Raw genomic sequence first — 16,646 nt, forward strand, 5'->3', positions numbered from 1 at the left:
TAATTTAAGAGGATTGTTTGACGCTTCTGTTGATGCAGAAGCTTACTATTCAGCCAGGTCGTCCACCTGGCACACCCACATATGAATCCGAACCAGCATTAGCTTTCGGGCGGGCCGTGCGTGCCGCTCGCGTCGCGCAGGGGGTCGCTCAAGACGATTTTGCGTATCAGGCGGGAATATCGCGTTCGCACATGGGCAAGATCGAACGCGGGGAGCATGTGCCGACGCTGCCTTTGATACTGAAAATCGCTGCCGCACTCGGGATAAGCGCCAGCGAATTGATGGCCGCGACTGAAAAGAACCTCAGCGCGGGCAGTGAGCCGCAAGATTCGGCATAGCGGTCGTAAGTGTCTTTTCGGATATTGGCAGCGCAAGCTGTCGCAGCCAACGGCGCCGGGCGGGTGCTTAGCCCGACAGCGGAACACTGGAATGCCTCTTACGTATCGACAACCACAACATTAGCCACAGGGATTTTCTGGGAAATAGCAGCGTAAAGATCAACGTCCGTCTGCTGGGTCTGAATGGATACCACCAAGCTATATCGCGCCGGCAGGCCATAACGTTCCAGCGCAGGCCGTGTCCGCCACCACCCAGCCGAAGGATACACAGCAATGAAGCCACGGCTGGCCAAGTCAGCCGCCGTACCTTTCCAGACATCCTGATGCAGCGAACCACGATGCCGCTGCCGTTCGCCCAACAGCCAATTGGGATCTGAGGGGTTCACAGGGTCACCCTCATCCTCGCGCTGCGCTGCCGCATTCACCCGTGCGACAAAATTCTCGGTGGATGCATCAAGCGGACGCTGCACATCAAATCGCAGGCGATGCGAAGGGTAGTGATACTTTGATGCAACACCACGCGCTGATGGATTGGGTTCGATGAAGTAGGAGAGCGTGATGCGCATCTCGACGGGCGTGTCCTGCAACGCCTCCAACTCATCCTTCGGCCAAGGCAAGGAGTGCAGATTCATGTCGCGCGTCACGATGCCCTTGCCCTGAACCTTTGCATAAGGATGCACCACGTCTTCAACCAGTAGGGTCAGCGAGTCTCCCGCACTCCAGAGCGCGCGGTTCAAGTCCGGGGTTCCCCAGCCGCAATGGCGAATCAGGTGAACGTAGTCGTCCTTGTTGGGCGCTGCGGGCAAGAACATCCCCCGCATGGCCTCGCTCCATTGCGCCGAATGTACCAGCAACGCACGCACGGTTTCAGGTCGGAGGTGCGGATAGGCCGCCATGATCTGCGCCGCCATTCCCGCGCACAATGCCGATGCGGCACTGGTGGCATTGCTGGTAGTGAACAAGCGATCCAACGGCTGGTTATGGGTCGTCAACAAGTTCAGGCTGGCCATGCCTACCGCCCCCAGCTCATCCTTGGCTGCATTGCCTCCTTCCAGCACCACTTCGGGTTTCAAGGGCCATGCGCGATCCCACGTCCTGGTTGTTGTCGTGAAAGGGCTGAGGCCGCCGGCTTCGGCAACGGGCTTCAAGGAAGGATGACCTTCCGTGTCGATCTTGTCGGTAAAAGCGCCCACCGTGATCGCGTTCCATGCCTGGCCAGGGTCATGCACGAGATTGGTGGAAAGGCTATCTGGATACCCCGCCCATGCATTGGGGTCGCGCGTGTTGCCGGCGGACAGCACGAACAGACGCGGGCTTTCACCGACCCCATCGGTATCCGCAGCAAGGCTATCGACGGCAGCAGACCACGAGGAAGGACGACCACGATCACGGTAGTCCGAGGCTGTCACCGCCGAAGCGAACACGCGCGACCGATTCGGAGCGGAGATTTCAGGCCGCGCAACGCCTTCCATGAAAAGGTAAGCATGGTGGCGCGCATCGCCTTCATTCGCACCTTCCGCCGGTATCAGCTTGACTGACTCCAGCCGATGAGGGACGTTGATCGAATCCGCAGACGCCAGGGCGTCTGTGAGATCGCCATAGGCAGCCAAGCCCGCCAAGCCAGTGCCATGATTGGCCTCATCATCCACGCCCCAGGCCGGCTCCACGGTATGCAAATCGCTCGCATCCATCAACGGCTCCAAGAGCGGATGCGCGCGCGTCACGCCGGAATCCAATAAGCAGACTCGCGGAGCGGTGTCGCCTGATGGCCTCAACTGGGCGCGACGCAGCAAGTCGTCCGCCCACTCCCGTTGTTCACTGATGCCCATGCCGTCGAAGAACTCGGCCGTCTCCTTGGCGTAGCGAAGTTCAGCGACACAGTTCAGCGTCATCACCGACCGCGAGAACTGCTGCTGCGACCCATACATCAACAACACCGTGCGTTCGGGAAAATTGACCTGCTTGTCACTGACGACACATTCCGCCAATCGAGCAAGCTTCTTGAAGTCCTCTACAACGACTTGCCGCTGCCCCGCCCCTCGAACCGGAAGCCATACCTCCCACCAGAAGGCGGTCGCAAGATCGTCAGGCAGCAGTTCGGGAGCGTCAGTCCACAGAGCCCTGATTTCTGCAGTTCGGATGGATTCGATGGCATCCAACAGCTTCCGGTGATCGCGCGCTTGACCGCGACTGTCCTTCTTCTCCTCCAGATAGTCGGATATGTATTTCTCGAAGTGCGCCAGCTTTCCATCAGGAACGAAGACATTGGCGAAGGTCTGGTTGCCTTCGCGGCGAACACTGAGAAGTTCAATGTTCCTGGTTTCGTTCGCCAAGCTCTCGAATGCCAACTCGACATCAGGTTGGCTGGAAAACTGGATTTGCAAGCCCAACCCGCTTTCCAGTTGCAGGTCTCGCTGACCTTGCACCGCCTCTGCTGCAGCGGGCTTCAAGTTTTCAACCTGGTCGCGAAGGGATGCACCGTGCTGCTGCCGGGGCAACGTCGGCACGCTGCGTGTCGATCCACCGCCAGCAGAGTGCGCTTTGAACTCGACGGCTTGAGATGTGTCTCGAAGAATGAAATGTGGGCGCTTAGCTTGTAGTTGATCCGGCATTGCTCGGTGCGACCTTCTTGTTGTTCATTCTGAGGTTCAATTTGCGGCGCTCATCGAAAGCACGTGTCAGCACATCTGCTTTTACGCGCTCCTCGTCGTGCATCACGGCTTCCTTGATGGATTCATCTACGGCACGTCTGATCTCCGCGTAGCTCAAGCCTTCTGCCTTGGCTGTGATGGCCTTGAGCGGAAAGGGCTTGGGCGCGAACTTCCCAAGCCGCGACTGGATCAGCTTGGTGGCCTGCGGCGCGCTCGGGAGCCGATACTCGATCACGTCATCAAATCGGCGAAAAAGCGCGTAGTCAAGGATCTCAACATGGTTCGTTGCTGCAACGATCAAGCTATGAGATTGGTCGCTCTCGATCATTTGCAGAAAACTGTTCAGTACCCGCCGAATCTCACCCACGTCATTGGCCAGCCCTCTTTGTGAGCCGATGGCGTCGAATTCGTCAAAGAAGTAGACGCCTCGCACATCATTGATGGCATCGAATATTTGACGCAGCTTGGCGGCGGTCTCCCCCATGAACTTGGTGATCAGTGCATCCAGTCGAACGGAGAACAGCGGAATGCCAAGTTCACCGGCCAACACAGAGGCGGTCATCGTCTTGCCGGTGCCCGGAGGCCCGACCAGCAGCAGTTTGCGTCTCGGCGACAGGCCATGCTCGCGGATGCGCAAATGATGCCTCTGCTCTTTCATGATGCGACCAAGTTGTTCGGCCATCTCCGCATCGAGCACCATGTCCGACAGACGATTCTTCGGATAGGAAACCGTCAGCAAGTTTGCCAGCTCACCGCGAGGACGGGCCAACGGCACCAGTTTGCCCTCGGGGCCACTCGGCGAGACACGGGCTTTTGCCGCGTCGATCATGTCGCGGAGTTCTTCGGCAAGCTTGCCGTGACCTACCTTCGCTTCACGGGCCGCGACCTGCATGGCAACAGAATAGAAATGCTGGTCATCCCGCTCGATATGGGATTTCACCAACGCCTTGAGTTGTTCGGCATTAGCCATAGTGGCCTCCCACCTGCGCTGTCATGTTGGCCGATGCTCCCAGTGATGCCAGCGCAGACTGCATTAACTGATCGGCGACGTGCTCGTCTATCGCACCCAGTTCGCTTTGGTCGGCAGCCAGAACGAACAGCAGGCCGACAGGCACATGCAATGCCTCGGCAATTCTTGTAACCGTCGAAAGTGTCGGGTCGCGCTTATTGTTCTCAAGCATCGACAAGTACGACACGGAGCAATTGGCTCGGTTCGCAATGGTGCTTTGAGAGACGCCCCGTTGCGTTCGGCACAGTCGAATGGCTTGTCCAACATTCATGGCGCTTGCTTTCTCACGGGTTGCGACGAGCGTAAGTACCCTGGAATTTTACCACCAGTGAACATTATTGACGAGACTTCTCCTCCGGATACCGCACTGGCAGGCTTCAGGCAGCCAGTCCTGGCCGCTGCGGATCAATCGTCCGAGTGCGCGCGCAGGCGCGCGATGAATCGCTCCACCGACACCGGCGAGTCCTCGCCGGCGGGCCGTAGCAAGTAGGTCGTGATGACTGCGGAATCCATGGCCAGAGGGCGGATCACCACGTCGGGGCGCAGGCTCGCCGCGATCCTGGTTTCGGTGATGAAGCCTACCCCGTAGCCGGCACCGACCAGGGTGAGCATCATGTCCAATGACGACACGTGCTCGGCGACGTCGGGTGGACGCTCCAAAGGCCGCAGCAGCCGCGCCAGTTCACGATAGTAGCCTTCGCATACCTGCGGATCGCATAAGACCAGTGGGTAGATCGCAAGCTGATGCAGCGGAACAGCCTTGTGTGAAAGCAAAGGATGCCGGGCGGGCACGGCAACCACCAGCGGATCGTGCCAGAGTGGCTCGGTAACGATGCCGTCGCCGACCTCCGCCGTGTGCGCAAACCCGATCGAGAAGTCGCCTGAGCGCAAACCACGCAACTGATCGGCTAACGGCACTTCCGACAGGCGAATCTCGATCTCCGGCTCTTCCTCGCGGCAGCGGGCCAGGAGGGCCGACAGCCTGGGATCGATTGCACCGTCGGATACGGCAATGCGAAGGCTTCCGCTCAGGCCCGCAGCGACCGCCTGTACGTTCTCCTGAGCCTGTTTGAGGACGGCGAACACTCTGCGCACACCTTGCAGGAACGTTGCTCCCGCCTCGGTCAGTACCGTGCCTCGGCGGTTGCGCTCGAAGAGCACCACACCCAGATCATCCTCAAGCTCTTTGATGGCGCGGGACAAGGGTGGCTGTTCGATATGCAGGCGCTCTGCGGCCCGTGTGAAGTGCAGCTCTTCTGCGAGAGCCACAAAGCAGCGAAGGTGTCGCAGTTCCATGGGTCGTGCTCCTGTTCCGTATCAGCGATCTATTCGCACCAGCTCTCGTCCGCAGTGACCTGCTGGATGCACGTCCAGTCCACGTCACTCCTGGCGCGCTGCGCTGGACTGAAGCGCCTGCCAGTCCACGCCGGATCACTCATTTGCGCCTCAAAAATGGTTATCATAATGCAGCTAACTAGTGAATCAACTTGGATTTATAGACGTCTCTCCACACAGACCATATACTTTCTGCAGAAATTTACACGAGCATTCGCTAACCCGAACGAGCCAGTCAGGATGCCCCACCAACAGCTTGCCGATCTCACCCAGCCACAGCGTGACCGCCTCGCGTTCGTGGAATTGCGTCTGCGCTTCATTGGGGAGATGCGCCGCCAGGACTTGGTCGCGCGTTTTGGTACCCAGTCCGCTGCCGCGTCCAGGGATCTGGCGCTGTACAAGGACTTGGCTCCGGGCAATATCGACTACGACGGCAAAGGCAAGTTCTACGTCCTGGGTTCGAGCTTCCAGCCGATCTTCGATTTCCCACCCGAGCGGGTGTTGTCGTGGCTGACCCAGGGGTTTGGCGACGGTGAACCGATGCACATCAAGGCGTGGGTGGCCAGCGAGAGCCCGTCCCGGCTCACTCACCCTGACCTGGCAATCTTGGCGAGCGTCACTCGGGCCATTCATTACGAGTGCCCGCTCGGCATCGAGTACCACTCCATCTCCAGCGGTCGCACCGCGCGGGAGATCGTCCCGTTCGCGCTGATCGACAACGGCCTGCGCTGGCACGTGCGCGCCTTCGACCGCAAATCGCAGGAGTTCCGCGATTTCGTCCTCACCCGGATCAAGCGCCCTGTGGTGCGCAAGGGGCAGCCCGTAGAGTCCCACGAGATGAGCGATCAAGACATCCAGTGGACCCGGATTGTCGAGCTGGAGCTGGTCCCTCATCCCGACCAGCCTCGGCCAGAAATCACCGAAATGGACTACGGCATGCAGGGTGGTGCGCTGCACATGAAGCTGCGCGCCGCCACGGCGGGCTACATCCTGCGCAAATGGAGTGTGGACTGTTCCCCCGACCATCGCCTGCGCGGCCCGGAGTACCGGCTTTGGTTGAAAGACCATCTGGCGATCTACGGCGTGCGCAATGCGGTGCTGGCGCCGGGGTATGCGCCGCCAAGCGCAGAAACGTCGATTGATGACTGAACGGAAGCGACCATGAAGCTGATCCAAAACACCGGAACACAGCGCGTCATCGACTTGATGAGGCCCAACCTCAAACACGGCAACCGACTCGACTGTGTAACGCCTTCGTTTTCTCTCTACGCCTTCGCAGAAATCCGGGAGGCGTTGTCCGCTCTGGATCGAGTCCAATTGATCGTGCCTCCCGATAATGAGGCGCTCGAACTCCTGGGCACGGAGGGCGACCGCGCTGCGCGCAATCGTCTGCAGGCACGTTGGCTGGCCAATCAGTGCGCGAAATGGATCAGTGAAAAAGTAGCGCTCCGGCGGGCATCGAGGTCGGTGCCACAGGGGGCTGCTGTCTTGCGCAGCCCGGATGGGACACCTGCACAAGTGGTTCTGGGCTCCTTTGCCTTCAACACATCTGGCCTTGGCCTGACGCCAGGCAATCCATTGAACCTGATTCAGGCGTCAGAAACGGCCGAGGAAGCTGCGCAGCTCGCCCAATGGTTCGATCACCAGTGGGCAGCCTTGCAAACTGCTGCTTCAACCGACCCCGAGGGTCAGGAAGAAGAGCACGAATCCGTTCTTGAGGCGTTGCGAGCCCTTGGCGAACACCGTGACCCGTTCACTATCTACACCTTGATGCTGCACCGCCTGTTTCAGGACAGCGGTGACGAGATGGACGAGGAGCGCATCGTCAAGTCTGCCACTGGCATCCGTAATACCGTGGTGTGGAAAAAGCTCTTTAAGTTTCAACGCGATGGTGTGGTGGGTGCCATCGACAAGCTGAACCGCTTTGGCGGCTGCATCATCGCCGACAGTGTAGGGCTGGGTAAAACCTTTGAAGCTCTGGCCATCATCAAGTATCACGAGCTGCGCAACGACCGCGTTCTGGTGCTGGCGCCCAAACGCCTGCGCGACAACTGGACGCTCTACAAGGCCAACGACAAGCGCAACATCCTTGCGGCTGATCGGTTCAACTACGACGTGCTCAACCACACCGATTTGTCGCGCGATGGCGGCCTGTCGGGTGACATCGACCTGTCTCATGTGAACTGGGGCAACTACGACCTGGTGGTGATCGACGAGTCGCACAATTTCCGCAACAAGGCCACGCACAAGGGCAAGGAATCGCGCTACGACCGCCTGATGCGACGCATCATCCGTGAAGGCGTCAAGACCCGCGTGCTGATGCTCTCGGCCACGCCGGTGAACAATCGCCTGGCCGACCTGCGCAACCAGATCGCCTTTGTCACAGAGGGGGATGACACTGCCCTGATGGAGCACGGCATCGCCAGCATCGAGGCCACGACCCGCAAGGCGCAGGCGCAGTTCAACCGCTGGCTGGCACTGGACGACGCTGAAAAGACACCCACCCAGTTGGTGGAAATGCTGGGTTTTGACTACTTCACCTTGTTGGATCATCTCACCATTGCCCGCTCCAGGCGGCATGTGGAGAAGTACTACGGCACCAGCGAGACCGGCCGCTTCCCCGACCGGCTCCCGCCCATCAACATCAAGGCCGATGTAGACCTTGCGGGCGAATTCCGCGCCATCCGCGACATCAACCAGGAAATCCGTCGGCTCACGCTCGCCAGCTACGCGCCGCTGCGCTATGTGCTGCCCCACAAGCAGGCGGCCTACGACGCCAAGTACAGCACCCAGGTGCGTGGCGGCGAAAGTTTCTTCCGTCAGGCGGATCGCGAAGAAAGCCTGATCCACCTGCTGCGTGTGAACGTGCTCAAACGCATGGAAAGCTGCGTTTCGTCCTTCACCCTGACCGTGCAGCGCCAACTCAAGGATGTAGAGAACACGCTGGCGCGCATCGAATCCCATGCCGAGGCGCTGGAGGAAATCGACATTGCCGACGTCGATATCGACGACCCGGCGTTCGAGACCTTGTTGGTCGGGCGCAAGGTCAAGGTGCTGCTGGGCGATGTGGATCTGATTCGCTGGAAGCAGGATCTGCTGGAAGACCGCAACCGCCTGGCGACCTTGCTGGCTGCAGCCCGCCAAGTGGATGCCGCGCGTGATGCCAAGCTGGCAGCCTTGCGCGACATGATTGCCCGCAAATGCCTTGAGCCCATCAACACGCACGATGGCAAAGCCAACCGCAAGATCATCGTGTTCACCGCCTTCTCGGACACGGCGCACTACCTCTACGCCCAGCTTGCCCCATGGGCCAGGGATACGCTGGGCATGCATGCGGCGGTCGTCACCGGCAGCGCCGGCATCCAGGTCACGTTGCCGGGCCTGCGCAAAAGCATGGGCGATGTGCTTTCGGCCTTCGCGCCGCGCGCCAAGGAGCGCCCGCAAGACATGGCGGGTGAAGGCGAGATCGACTTGCTGATCGCCACCGATTGCATCTCCGAAGGGCAGAACCTGCAAGACTGCGACTGGCTGATCAACTACGACATCCACTGGAACCCGGTGCGCATCATCCAGCGCTTCGGGCGCATCGACCGCATCGGCTCGCCCAACCAGCGCATCCAGCTCGTGAACTTCTGGCCCAACATGGAGCTGGAGGAATACATCAACCTGGAGCAGCGCGTCAGCGGTCGCATGGTACTGCTCGATGTCTCGGCCACGGGCGAAGAAAACCTGATCGAGCAGCAGTCCGGCAACGCCATGAACGACCTGGAGTACCGGCGCAAGCAGCTGCTCAAATTGCAGGACACGGTCATCGACATGGAAGACCTGTCCACTGGCGTGGCGATTACCGACCTCACCCTGACCGACTTCCGCATCGACCTCGCGCAGTTCCTTAAAAGCCACCCCGGCAAGCTGGACACCCAGCCGCTGGGGGCTTTTGCGGTCACCACCACGCTGGATGCCGACATTCCCCCTGGCGTGATCTTTTGCCTGCAAGCCTGCGGCCCGACGGCAAAATCCGCTGCGTCGTCCGACTACCCGCTCGCGCCGCACTACCTGGTGCATGTCGGCGATGACGGCCACGTATTGTTGCCCTACCCGCAGGCCAAGCGCATCCTGGATCGCCTCAAGCGCCTGGCGCTGGGGCGAGAACGGCCGGATGACAGTGCCTGCGCGCGCTTCGACAAGGCGACAAAAAGCGGTGAGGACATGCGCCACGCCCAGAAGCTGCTGGCCGCCGCGGTGGCCTCCGTCGCCGGCAAGCATGAGGAACGAGCCGTTGCCAGCCTCTTCACACCTGGCGGCACGCACGCCATGAAGGGCGAGTTCGCTGGTAGTGACGACTTCGAGGTGGTGGCATTTCTGGTGGTGCTGCCCGAGCATGAAGCGGCATGACAATGGCAACATCACGCGCGCTTCTTGATGCTTTACAACTGCCCGACAGCGCACGGGTAGACCAGCGGGTTCCCAAGAAGCTGTTGCTGGAGAACGGTGCGCCCACGGCATCCGACAAGCGCCTGATCACGGACGCCATTGAAGAAATCCAGTGGCTTGCCGCACTCAAGCCCAACACCATTGGCGTACCCAGCTACCGGGACGCGCAGCGTGAATACCTGGAAATCGCCGTGCTGGGCGTGACCCTGCGTGGTGCTGTCAAGCCCGCCAGTCTCGCTCGCCTTGCCGAACTGGTGCATCGGGCCGTGCCGTATCCCGTGTTACTGCTGATGGAAGGCCCGGCACTGACCCTCTCGCTGGCGCACAAGCGCTGGGCGCAGAACGAAGCGGGCAAGGTCGTGCTCGACGGCGACCCAGCATCTGCTTCGCTGTCCCACATCACCGAAGATGTCGTCCAAGATGCGGAGGCGGTGGATCGCTCAATAGCCCCCCAAATCGAGCGCGCCTTCGTGCAGTCCCTGTCGATAGCGCGCCAGCCCCAGACCACGCTGCATGCCCTTTATCAGGGTTGGATGGAGCGCGTGTGTGCCTTGCAGGCGGCACGGCTGACGGGTACCTACCAGGCTGACACAACCCCGGAACAAGCGGCTGCCCGCTGGCAGGCGCTGGCTGATTGTGCGCGGCTGGAGAACGAGATCGACCGCCTGCGAGCGCAAGCCGCCAAGGAAAAACAACTGGCGCGCCAGGTGGAACTGAACCTGACGCTCAAGCGCGTGCAGGCCGAACTGGCCGCCGCGCGCCGACAACTTTGAATCATTGAGCTTTAAAGCTTGAACGACTGATGGAGAACAATATGAACAAACTCACGGCAGCCAGCCCCGAGGCCCAGTCCGCCGATCTGGTGGCGGGCAACATCGACCAGCTCAAGGCCCTGTTCCCGGACCTCATTACTGAAGGCCCGAACGGCAAGGCGGTGAACGTGGATGTGCTCAAGGCGCTGGTGGGTGACCAGACCGTCACCGATGCCGATGAGAAATACGGCCTCAACTGGCATGGCAAGCGCCGCGCTCGGCAATTGGCGCTGACACCGAGTACCGGCACGTTGCGGCCCTGCAGGGACGAGAGCGTGGATTGGGACACCACCCAGAACCTGATGATCGAGGGCGACAATCTCGAAGTGCTCAAGCTGCTGCAGAAAAGCTATGCCGGCAAGGTCAAGCTGATCTATATCGACCCGCCGTACAACACCGGCAAGGACTTTGTGTACCCGGACAACTTCCAGGACAACATCAAGAACTATCTGGAACTGACCGGGCAGGTGGAAGGCGGACAGAAGATCAGCAGCAATACCGAAGCCAGCGGGCGGTTTCACACCGACTGGCTGAATATGATGTATCCGCGATTGAAGCTCGCAAGGAATCTGCTGCGTGATGACGGCGCGCTATTTTTGACACTGGATGATACTGAAGTCGCAAATATGCGCCGCATCGGTGATGAGGTATTTGGAGAGGAGAACTTCTTAGCCAATGTTGTCTGGCAGAAGAAGTATGCGGTTGCTAATGATGATCCGGGCATCGGAGTAATGCATGACCATGTATTGGTCTATCGTAAATCAGATGCGTTCATTCGCGGCCTGCTGCCGCGCACGGACGAGCAGAATGCCCGCTATTCGAATCCCGATAATGACGCCCGTGGCGAATGGGCATCCGATAATTACGTTAGCAATAAATCAAAAGATGAAAGGCCAACGCTTTGGTACGCAATCCGGCATCCACTTACTGGCGATGAGGTGTGGCCTGAAGAGCACGCGGTCTGGCGATACTCTCAGGAGAAGCACCTGGAAATCGAGCGCGAGGGCCGGCTTTACTGGGGACCAAATCAGTCTTACCGAAAGCCACGCCTAAAGCGATATCTAAAGGAAGTGCAGCAAGGAATCGTGCCTCCAACATGGTGGACCTTTGAGGATTGTGGCCATAACGATGAAGCCCAAAAGGAGACGTCTGCATTGCTCGGCCAAAAGGTTTTCTCCACGCCAAAGCCACTGCGCTTAATACAGAGAATGCTGACGATAGCAGCACCGAAAGATGCGATTGTTTTGGATTTCTTTGCAGGATCGGGGGCCACCGCTCACGCAGTATTAAAGGCAAACGCTGAGGATCAGGGTCATCGGAGGTACATAGTCGTCCAGTTGCCAGAGCCACTATCTGCAGATAATAACGATCAGAAAAGCGCCGCTCTGTTTTGTGATCAACTCGGTAAGCCGCGCACGATCGCCGAGCTCACCAAAGAGCGCCTGCGCCGCGCCGCAGCCAAGGTCAAAGCCGACAACCCGCTGTTTTCCGGCGATACCGGCTTCCGCGTCTTCAAGCTCGACCATTCCAACATCCGCGCCTGGAACCCCAACCCGGCGGATCTGGAAGCCTCGTTGTTCGACCACCAGGAGCATTTACTCGAAGGCCGCTCTGAGGCGGACGTGCTTTACGAACTGCTGCTCAAGCTAGGCCTCGACCTGTGCGTGCCCATCGAGCAGCGCACCATCGCGGGCCGTGAGGTGCATTCCGTGGGTGGCGGTGTCTTGATGACCTGTCTTGCCGAGCAGATTACCCGCGAGCAGGTGGAGCCGCTGGCCCAAGGCATTATCGACTGGCACAAGGAACTGGCGCCCGCCGGTGACACGACCTGCGTGTTCCGCGACAGCGCCTTTGAAAACGATGTCGCCAAGACCAACCTCGCCGCCATTCTGGAGCAGCACGGCATCCAGAACGTGCGCAGTCTATGAGGGGGGCGCTATGAAACTTCACTTCGAGCCCAACCTCGACTACCAGATGCAGGCCATTGAGGCCGTGTGCGACCTGTTCCGTGGCCAGGAGGTGTGCCGCACCGAGTTCACGGTGACGATGAAGGCGCCGATGCCGGTGGGGTCGGATCTGTTTCCCGGGACCCAGCCTGAGCAAATGACGCTGGGCATGGCCGAGTCGGATCTGGGTGTCGGTAACCGACTGACGCTGCTGGACGATGAGCTGCACAAGAATCTAGCGGACATTCAATTGCGGGGTGGTCTGCCCCCATCCGGCGCGCTGGCGTCCGGCGACTTCACGGTGGAAATGGAGACCGGCACCGGTAAGACCTATGTATACCTGCGCTCGATCTTCGAGCTGAACAAGCGCTACGGTTTCAGCAAGTTCGTGATCGTGGTGCCCTCGGTGGCGATCAAGGAAGGCGTCTACAAGACCCTGCAAATCACCGAGGAACACTTCAAGGGGCTCTACGCGGGCGTGCCCTTCGATTACTTCCTGTACGACTCGGGCAAGCCCGGGCCGGTGCGCAATTTCGCCACTAGTTCCAACATCCAGATCATGGTGGTGACGGTGGGCGCCATCAACAAGAAGGATGTGAACAACCTCTACAAAGAGACCGAGAAGACGGGCGGCGAGAAGCCCATCGACCTGATCAAGGCCACCCGGCCGATCATCATCGTGGATGAACCGCAAAGTGTGGACGGCGGCCTTGAAGGACGCGGCAAGGAAGCGCTGGATGCCATGAACCCGCTCTGCACGCTGCGCTATTCCGCTACCCATGTGGACAAGCACCACATGGTGTTCCGCCTGGATGCCGTGGATGCTTATGAGCGCAAGCTGGTCAAGCAGATCGAGGTGGCGTCGGCCACGGTGGAGGATGCGCACAACAAGCCTTTCGTGCGCCTGGTGAAGGTGGAAAACAAGCGCGGCCGCATCAGCGCCAAGGTCGAGCTGGATAAACAGACCGCCACTGGCGTGCAAAGGACTGAGGTGACGGTCAGCGATGGCGACGACCTTCAGCAGAGCGCCGATGGCCGTGCGATCTACGCCGATTTTCGGGTGGGCGAGATCAATACGGCCAAGGGCGAAGCGTTCATGGAGCTGCGCTGCCCCGGCGGCGAAGTGTTTTTGCAGCCGGGTCAGGCCCACGGTGATGTGGATGCGCTGGCCGTGCAACGCGAGATGATCCGCCGCACGATCAAGGAGCATCTGGACAAGGAAAAGCACCTGCGTCCATTGGGGATCAAGGTGTTGAGCCTGTTCTTCATCGACGCGGTGGACAAGTACCGTCAGTACGATGCGGACGGCCAGCCGGTCAAGGGCGTGTATGCGCAGATGTTCGAGGAAGAATATCGCCGTGCCGCCAAGTTGCCGGCCTACCAGAGTTTGTTTGCCGAGATCGACCTGGAGTCCGCCGCCGAAGAAGTGCACAACGGCTATTTCTCCATCGACAAGAAGGGCGGCTGGCTTGATACCGCCGAGAACAATGCGGGTAACCGGGAGAATGCCGAACGCGCCTACAACCTGATCATGAAAGAGAAGGAGAAGCTGCTGTCCTTCAGCACGCCGCTGAAGTTCATCTTCTCCCACTCCGCCCTCAAGGAAGGCTGGGACAACCCCAACGTGTTCCAGATTTGCACCTTGCGCGACATCCAGACCGAGCGCGAGCGCCGCCAGACCATTGGTCGCGGCCTGCGCCTGTGCGTCAACCAGGATGGCGAGCGGGTACGCGGCTTCGAGGTCAACACCTTGACCGTGGTGGCCACGGAAAACTACGAACAGTTTGCCGAGAACCTGCAGAAGGAAATCGAGAAAGACACGGGCATACGCTTCGGCATCGTGGAGCAACACCAGTTTGCCGCCATTGCCGTGACCGGTGCTGACGGGCATGCCACGCCGCTGGGTATCGAGCAATCGAAGGCGCTGTGGGAACACCTGAAGGCCGCCGGCCATATCGATGCCAAGGGCAAGGTGCAAGATTCACTGAAAACGGCGCTGAAGAACGGCACCTTGGCACTTCCTGCCGAATTTGAGGCACAGAAAGGCCAGATCGCCGAGGTGCTGCGCAAGGTATCGGGCCGTTTGGACATCAAGAATGCCGACGAACGCAGACAGGTTCCGCTGCGCAAGGGTAACGATGGCAAGGCCATTTACCTGAGCGACGAGTTCAAGGCGCTATGGGATCGCATCAAGCACCAGACCACTTACCGCGTGCAGTTTGACAACGCCAAGCTGGTGACTGACTGCATCGCTGCTTTGCAGAAAGCCCCGGTGATTGCCAAGGCCCGGCTGCAATGGCGCAAGGCCGACATCGCTATCGGCAAGGCGGGCGTCGCCGCGACGGAGAAGGCAGGCGCGGCGACCGTGGTGCTGGATGAGGCGGATATCGAGCTGCCGGACTTGTTGACCGACCTGCAAGATCGCACCCAGCTCACCCGTCGCACCATCGTCAGCATCCTGACGGGAAGCGGCCGCCTTCATGATTTCAAGCGCAACCCGCAGCAGTTCATCGAATTGACCGCCGAAACTATCAACCGCTGCAAGCGCCTGGCTCTGGTCGATGGCATCAAGTACCAGAAATTGGGCGACCAGCATGTCTATGCGCAGGAGCTGTTCGAGAAGGAAGAACTCACCGGCTATCTCAAGAACATGCTGCAAGATACCCGCAAGTCGATCTACGAGCACGTGGTGTACGACTCGACCACTGAGCGGGACTTCGCCGATGGGCTGGAGAAAAACGACGCCATCAAGCTCTACGCCAAGCTGCCAGGCTGGTTCAAAGTGCCTACACCGCTGGGCACCTACAACCCCGATTGGGCCGTATTGGTGGAAGAGGACGGCAGCCAGCACCTGTACTTTGTGGTGGAAACCAAGAGCAGCCTGTTCACCGATGACCTGCGCGACAAGGAAAGCGCCAAGATCGAATGCGGCAAGGCGCATTTCACTGCGCTGGGGGTTGGTGAGAACCCTGCCCGGTATGTGGTTGCGCGCTCGGTTGGTGATCTTTTGACCGAGGCGGCAAAGGGGTAGGTTCTGCCGTCGCGACGGCACGATAAGTTTTCGTCATGCACACGAGCGGACACCGTAGCTTTGAATAAAGGAGTTTTTATATGAGCAATATCCCATTCGACCCGTCGAAATTCACGGCACCGAAAGCGAAGCCTCTACCAGTCGTGCTTCTTCTCGATGTCAGCGGCAGCATGAGCGGAGAGAAAATCCGCAATGTGAATGATGCCGTTCGCGATATGTTGGATACGTTCAGCGACACCGAGAACGGTGAAACTGAAATCCATGTTGCGATCATCACTTTCGGTTCTCAGGTAGCGCTGCATCAGCCGCTTGCCAGCGCCAGCGATATTCATTGGCAGGACCTTTCAGCTGGCGGCATGACTCCGCTTGGCACGGCATTGCAAATGGCCAAAGCGATGATCGAAGACAAAGATGTCGTTCCTTCGCGTGCGTATCGTCCAACGGTCGTATTGGTCTCTGATGGCGGGCCTAATGATGCGTGGGAAAAACCTCTGAACGCGTTCATTAGCGACGGGCGCTCTGCAAAATGTGACCGTTTGGCAATGGCGATAGGCGCTGATGCTGACGAGGCAGTGCTTGGGAAATTTATCGAAGGCACCTCTAATCGCCTCTTCTACGCAGAGAACGCCAAACAGCTACGTGACTTCTTCAAGTTTGTCACTATGTCGGTGACCATTCGGACGAAGTCACAGACGCCAAATAATGTGCCTGAAGCGAGCGCCATTGACATCCAGCCCGTCACAATCGAAGCACGCCAGGATAAACAGAACTCTGTGACACAAAGTTCTTCGACAGAAGATGGAGGGTATTGGTAATGGCACAAGCAATCGGCGATCCAGAAGAACTTGAGCGCTTCGCATGTTCATTACAACAATTTATTGATTCGCTCAGCGATGCTGTAGGCAATCTTAACGGTGCCTTTGCTTCACTCGGAGACACCTGGCAAGACGAAAAGCGGGCGCGATTTGAGGAGGATTACAACGCGCTCGTTCAGCAGTTGCAGCACTTCAACGACAACGCGTCCGAGCAGGTTCCATATCTGGCAGCGCTCGCGTCGCGCCTGCGAGATTATTTGCAAAGCTAGAGGCAG

12 protein-coding genes are annotated in these 16,646 nt (G+C 59.2%); 8 read left to right on the forward strand and 4 right to left on the reverse strand.

Translation table 11 applies throughout. The features are described from left to right. Positions 1-32: 32 nt before the first annotated feature. The gene (locus tag NPS58_RS09340) at positions 33-338 is read left to right on the forward strand and encodes a helix-turn-helix domain-containing protein (RefSeq protein WP_003158903.1); all 306 of its coding nucleotides are present in this window, start codon (positions 33-35) and stop codon (positions 336-338) included. A gap of 98 nt (positions 339-436) precedes the next feature. Here the strand turns inward: NPS58_RS09340 and NPS58_RS09345 are convergent, their stop codons facing one another. From NPS58_RS09345 to NPS58_RS09360, 4 genes are all read right to left on the reverse strand, one after another. Then, entirely contained in the window at positions 437-2,950 is a 2,514-nt protein-coding gene (locus tag NPS58_RS09345) for a S8 family peptidase (RefSeq protein WP_034004688.1), read from the reverse strand. Beyond that, a complete protein-coding gene (locus NPS58_RS09350) occupies positions 2,928-3,959 on the reverse strand; it encodes an AAA family ATPase (RefSeq protein ID WP_042919486.1) in 1,032 nt (343 codons plus the stop codon). The genes NPS58_RS09345 and NPS58_RS09350 overlap by 23 nt, the downstream gene beginning before the upstream one ends. Beyond that, a complete protein-coding gene (locus NPS58_RS09355) occupies positions 3,952-4,269 on the reverse strand; it encodes a helix-turn-helix domain-containing protein (RefSeq protein WP_023464296.1) in 318 nt (105 codons plus the stop codon). The genes NPS58_RS09350 and NPS58_RS09355 overlap by 8 nt, the downstream gene beginning before the upstream one ends. Before the next feature lie 134 nt (positions 4,270-4,403). Continuing rightward, positions 4,404-5,294, reverse strand: coding sequence for a LysR family transcriptional regulator (locus NPS58_RS09360; protein WP_255849427.1), 891 nt, complete (start codon positions 5,292-5,294; stop codon positions 4,404-4,406). Positions 5,295-5,573: 279 nt separating this feature from the next. On the opposite strand from NPS58_RS09360, the gene NPS58_RS09365 reads away from it, so the two are divergent. The 7 genes from NPS58_RS09365 to NPS58_RS09395 all read left to right on the forward strand — a co-directional run bounded on the left by NPS58_RS09365 (position 5,574) and on the right by NPS58_RS09395 (position 16,640). Then, positions 5,574-6,482: a WYL domain-containing protein gene (locus NPS58_RS09365; RefSeq protein ID WP_042919484.1), complete on the forward strand. Its 909-nt coding sequence runs from the start codon at positions 5,574-5,576 to the stop codon at positions 6,480-6,482. Between the two features lie 12 nt (positions 6,483-6,494). Next, complete coding sequence (locus NPS58_RS09370) at positions 6,495-9,728, forward strand: helicase-related protein (RefSeq protein ID WP_255849428.1); 3,234 nt, start codon at positions 6,495-6,497, stop codon at positions 9,726-9,728. A 2-nt stretch (positions 9,729-9,730) separates the two neighbouring features. Then, positions 9,731-10,540, forward strand: a complete 810-nt coding sequence (locus NPS58_RS09375; RefSeq protein ID WP_255849429.1) for a DUF4391 domain-containing protein — start codon at positions 9,731-9,733, stop codon at positions 10,538-10,540. A gap of 41 nt (positions 10,541-10,581) precedes the next feature. Next, positions 10,582-12,507: a site-specific DNA-methyltransferase gene (locus NPS58_RS09380; RefSeq protein WP_255849430.1), complete on the forward strand. Its 1,926-nt coding sequence runs from the start codon at positions 10,582-10,584 to the stop codon at positions 12,505-12,507. 10 nt (positions 12,508-12,517) lie between these two features. Continuing rightward, positions 12,518-15,556, forward strand: a complete 3,039-nt coding sequence (locus tag NPS58_RS09385; RefSeq protein WP_042921191.1) for a type III restriction-modification system endonuclease — start codon at positions 12,518-12,520, stop codon at positions 15,554-15,556. 80 nt (positions 15,557-15,636) lie between these two features. Further along, positions 15,637-16,371 (forward strand): vWA domain-containing protein, encoded by a 735-nt coding sequence (locus NPS58_RS09390; RefSeq protein ID WP_012251124.1) that lies wholly within the window; start codon positions 15,637-15,639, stop codon positions 16,369-16,371. Beyond that, entirely contained in the window at positions 16,371-16,640 is a 270-nt protein-coding gene (locus NPS58_RS09395) for a WXG100 family type VII secretion target (RefSeq protein ID WP_012251067.1), read from the forward strand. The genes NPS58_RS09390 and NPS58_RS09395 overlap by 1 nt, the downstream gene beginning before the upstream one ends. Positions 16,641-16,646 lie beyond the last annotated feature (6 nt).

The organism is Pseudomonas putida (genome assembly GCF_028682455.1).
In the GTDB taxonomy this organism is placed as follows: Bacteria; Pseudomonadota; Gammaproteobacteria; order Pseudomonadales; family Pseudomonadaceae; genus Aquipseudomonas; species Aquipseudomonas putida_AA.